Source organism: Aeromonas sp. A35_P (genome assembly GCF_002259925.1).
Taxonomy (GTDB): domain Bacteria; phylum Pseudomonadota; class Gammaproteobacteria; order Enterobacterales; family Aeromonadaceae; genus Aeromonas; species Aeromonas dhakensis.
This window is the reverse complement of sequence record NZ_NEVB01000130.1, coordinates 1-4,676: the sequence shown is the minus strand read 5'-3', so window position 1 is coordinate 4,676 and position 4,676 is coordinate 1. Positions and strand designations below refer to the sequence as shown.

At 59.7% G+C, this 4,676-nt stretch carries 1 protein-coding gene and 2 pseudogenes; 2 read left to right on the top strand and 1 reads right to left on the bottom strand.

What is annotated here, in order from left to right:
* Positions 1–204 (bottom strand): annotated as a pseudogene (locus tag CAK78_RS09210) (IS5/IS1182 family transposase); the annotation flags it as partial.
* A 71-nt stretch (positions 205–275) separates the two neighbouring features.
* Between CAK78_RS09210 and mscK the strand changes: the two are divergent.
* Both mscK and CAK78_RS09200 read left to right on the top strand, forming a co-directional pair.
* Positions 276–3,266: pseudogene (gene mscK, locus CAK78_RS09205) on the top strand (mechanosensitive channel MscK); the annotation flags it as partial.
* Positions 3,267–3,393: 127 nt separating this feature from the next.
* Positions 3,394–4,632, top strand: coding sequence for a tyrosine-type recombinase/integrase (locus tag CAK78_RS09200; protein ID WP_094697080.1), 1,239 nt, complete (start codon positions 3,394–3,396; stop codon positions 4,630–4,632).
* Positions 4,633–4,676 lie beyond the last annotated feature (44 nt).

Below are 4,676 nucleotides of genomic sequence, written 5' to 3'. Positions count from 1 at the left end.
CTGCTGCATACAGTGAATGCGGAGCATGGTATCGAGTGGGTAGGGACGACGCCCGTTACCAGCTTTGGGATAGACGGGTTCGATGACCCCCAGCATCCTTGGCCATGGGAGCACAGCCTCCATGCGAGCCAAGAATATCTCTTTACGGGTTTTACGGCGTTTGCCATTGAACTCGCAGTCCGCGAAGGTGAGCTGGTGACTCATGCTGAACCTCATCCCTGATGCCAAGTGGGGTTCATGATCTCACATCAAGGACTTGTTCGCACTTTCCCTAGGGCAAGAGCGCCGAGCAGATCAAGAGCGAATACGCCAGCATGAGCCTGAGCGAGCTGGAGAGTCGCCAGCCCGACGTCATGGCCAACATGCAGGATGCCCAGGAGGCCCTCGGCACCATCGGCAGCCAGCTCACCAACCTGCAGACCCTGCCGGAGCGGGCCCAGGCCAGCATGAGCCGCGCCTATCAGCGCAGTCAGGAGATCCGTACCCGTCTCAACGCCGGTGACGGGGTGAGCAGCGCCGAGAAAATGAAGCTCAATGCCGAGCTGGCCCTGCTGGATCTGCAGCTGGCCAACCTGCAGAAGGAGCTGGACAACCGCACCAGCATGCAGGATCTGGCGGTCAAACAGCGCGACTACCAGACCGCCCGCCTCGCGAGCGAAGAGCAGAAGCTGCAACTGCTGCAGGAGCAGAGCAGTGCCAAGCGCCTGGGCGACACCGAAAAAACTGCAGAGCAGACCGGTGAGCTGGTGGCCGCCGCCGACAGCCCGCTGGTGCAAAAGGAGCAGGAGCTCAACCACCAGCTCAGCCAGCAGCTGGTCAGCGCCACCGCCAGCCTCAACTCGCTGGTGCAGAAGAACCTGCAGGCCAAGAGCTGGCTGGAGCGCGGCACCCAGACCGAGCGCAACCTCAACGAACAGGTGCAGATGCTCAAGGGCAACCTGCTGCTGTCGCGCATCCTCTATCAGCTCTACCAGCAGCTGGAGTCCTCCCCCTCCACCCTGGTGAAAAACCTGGAGGAGCAGATCGCCGACCTGCACCTGGCCCAGTTTGAACTGAGCCAGCAGCGCGACCAGCTGTTCCAGAAGACCCAGTATCTGGACAACCTGATCGCCAATAGCAACGAGCCGGTGAGCGAGGAGGACAGAGCCAGCCTCTCCAAGCTGCTCGACACCCGCATCAGCCTGCTCGACCAGCTCAACCGCCAGCTGGATGCCCAGCTGACCAACGCCATCAGCCTGCAGCTGACCCAGCAGCAGCTGGCGCGGATCTACTCCTCCATCGAGTTCACCCTGCAGCAGCACATCTTCTGGGTGAGCAGCAACAAGCCCATCGACGGCAAGTGGTTCATCAGCTGGCCGGCCCAGGCCTACAAGCAGGCCTCCGACTGGGTGCTGAAACCGGACTGGAGCGGCTGGGGTGAAACCTTGCTGCCCATCACCTTGCTGGCCCTGCCGCTACTGCTGATAGGTGGCCTGCTGATCTGGAAACGCCCGACGCTGATCGAGCGACAGAAGAAGATCACCAAGGATCTGGGGCGCTTTCGCCAGGACAGCCAGTGGCACACCCCGGCAGCCCTCTGCTATACCGTGCTGCAACGCCTGCCGGGCAGCCTGTTCATCCTGGCTGCCGGTCTGTTGCTGACTGACTGCGGTCTGCTCAGCTCCAAGCTGATTTTCCAGATCACCCTCAACCTGGCGCTCGGTTATCTGGTGTTCAGCGTCTATCTGGCGGTGATGCGACCGGGCGGTATCGCCGAGAGCCACTTCCGCATCCCGAAAGCCGACCTGCAGGCCAAGCGCACCAGCATGCGCTATCTCTGGGTGCCCTTGCTGCCGCTCATCATGCTGTCGACCAAGGCGGTGGTGGAACCCTCCTCACTTGGCAACGACGTGGTGGGTCAGGCGCTGACCCTGGCCCTGCTGGGGCTGGCCGCCTACCTGGTGTTCCCCATCTCCCGCGCCCGCATCAAGGGCGAGGCGAGCATGCAGCAGTCCATCACCGCCATCGCCCTGGCGCTGGCACCGGTGGCGCTGATAGTGCTGGTCGGACTGGGCTACTACTACACCGCCCTCAAGCTGACCGGCCGGCTGATCGAGTCCTTCTACCTGCTCATCCTCTGGAGCCTGGTCTACCGTACCGCCCTGCGCGGCCTTGAGCTGGCGGCCCGTCGCCTGGCCTATCGCCGTGCGGTGGCCAAACGAGAACACAAGGCCCAGGAGGATGCGGAAGGGGGAGACACCATCGAAGAGCAGCCCATGGATCTGGAGGATGTCAGCCAGCAGTCGCTGCGTCTGACCCGTACCGTGTTGTTGCTGATCTTCGGCGTCGCCTTCTACTGGCTCTGGTCCGATCTGGTGGCGGTCTTCTCCTACCTCGACAGCATGGTGCTGTGGCACCGCACTGAAGGGACAGGGGCCAATGCCGTGATGTTCCCGATCAGCCTGAGCGACGTGCTGATAGGCTTCCTGCTGCTGGGCGGCGCCTGGTCGCTGGCCCGCAACCTGCCGGGTCTGCTGGAGGTGCTGGTGCTCTCCAAGCTGAACCTGGCCCAGGGCACGGCCTACGCCATCACCACCATGCTCAACTACGTGCTGATCGGGGTCGGCTCGCTGACCGCCCTCTCCATGATGGGGGTACAGTGGGACAAGCTGCAGTGGGTCGCCGGTGGTCTGTCGGTCGGTATCGGTTTTGGCATGAAGGAGATCCTCTCCAACTTCGTCTCCGGCATCATCATACTGTTCGAGCGTCCGGTGCGGATCGGTGACACCGTCACCATCGGCTCCTTCTCCGGCACCGTCTCGCGGATCCGCATTCGCGCCACCACCCTGACCGACTTCGACCGCAAGGAGGTGATCATCCCCAACCAGCAGCTGATGACCGAGCGGCTCATCAACTGGTCGTTGAGCGATACGGTCACCCGGGTCATCGTACGGGTGGGCGTGGCCTACGGTTCGGATCTGGAGCTGACCCGCACCCTGCTCAAGCAGGCGGCGGACGAGAACAGCCGCGTGCTCAAGGATCCTGCGCCCATCGTCTACTTCCTCACCTTCGGTGCCAGCACCCTGGATCACGAGTTGCGCTTCTTCGTGAGCGAGCTCGGCGATCGCAACCCGGCGGTGGACGAGCTGAACCGCAAGATAGACCAGCTGTTCCGCGAAAACGGCATCGAGATCGCGTTCAACCAGATGGATGTCTACATCAAAAACTTGTCTAATGGTTCAGAGCAGGCTATAGAAGTATCAAAGCCAGAAAAATCTGACACTTAGAGTCATCCTTAACTAAGCGATACCATCAGATACTAAAAATTGTGTGACCCCAGGTGTGACCCTAATTAGAATGGGGTCGCACTTTTTTTTGCTTATGAAAAACTTTAGGGTCACACAGGGGAGCGTTATGGCGCCAAGAAAGCAGGCTGAAATCACCTTTAAGGCACTCATGCGGGAAGGTGAACAGGGGGCGCGTTTTGATAACCGGTCAGTGTGTGACAACCTCGCACTCTGCTGGCCAGCCAACTATAAGCGCCCGTTCTGGCGGTTGCGGTATCGCTTCGGCGGTAAGCAACGCAAGATGCTGATCGGTCATGTCGATAACATGGTGCTCAAACAAGCAATGGACGAAGCGAAGCGGTTGATGGCCATGGTCACCCTTGGCACTGATGTAGCCGGCGAGAAGCAGGAGCGCAAGCGCGAATCCATCGCTCGGCATGCAGCCATCGCGAACCGTCTCACTGTGGCTTCCCTGGCTGATGAGTTCCTTTCCAGACAGGTAGAAGGACGCCGCAAAGATGCTCACGTGATCAGGCAGCGATTCGAGAAGGACATTATTGCCAGCCTAGGCAAACTGGGACCAGAGGATGTCAAACCAAGGCATATTGATGCGCTCCTGCAATCCATTCTCGACCGTGGAAGCCCGACCATGGCCAATAACATCCTTGGCTGGATCAAGCGGCTGTTCGACTACGCCATCAAACGGCACATCGTAGAAAGCAACCCAGCCTCCGCCTTTACCCTGGCTGATGCCGGTGGCCAGCTGAAAAGCAGGGACTTTTATCTGACCAAAGAGAAGCTGACGGAGGTGCTGGGTGCGATCCCGACCTGCCGGGGGTTTAGCCGTAGCTGCGATCTGGCCTTTCGCCTGCTGCTGTTGCTGGGTGGTCGAAAGATGGAACTGCTTTCTGCCACCTGGGATGAGTTCGACTTGCAGCAACAGACCTGGACACTGCCGCCAGAACGGACGAAGACCGGCCGTGGCATCGTAATCCCTTTGCCAGAGCAAGCCATCACCTGGCTTAAAGAGGCCAAGTATCTTGGGTGTGGCAGTAACTACGTTTTTCCCGCCATCTCCAGGCAGACCAAACCACATATGGGGCAAACCACCCTGAATGCCGCCATCCAGAAGCTACGGGCCAAGGTTGAGGGGATCGAACAACTGAACGTGCATGCTCTGCGCCATACCGCCAGAACGCACCTGGCCGCACTCGGGGTACAGCAGGAGGTAGCGGAACTGATCCTGAACCACACCCTCAAGTCACAGGGCATCGTGGCGGTCTACAACCATCACGACTTCTTTGACGAGCGTAAAGCAGCCCTTAAAAAATGGGCTGACCTCATTACATCTCTATCGAGCCAGTAGAAAATAAACACTTGTCATTCAAAGGTTTAACTTAAAACCATACC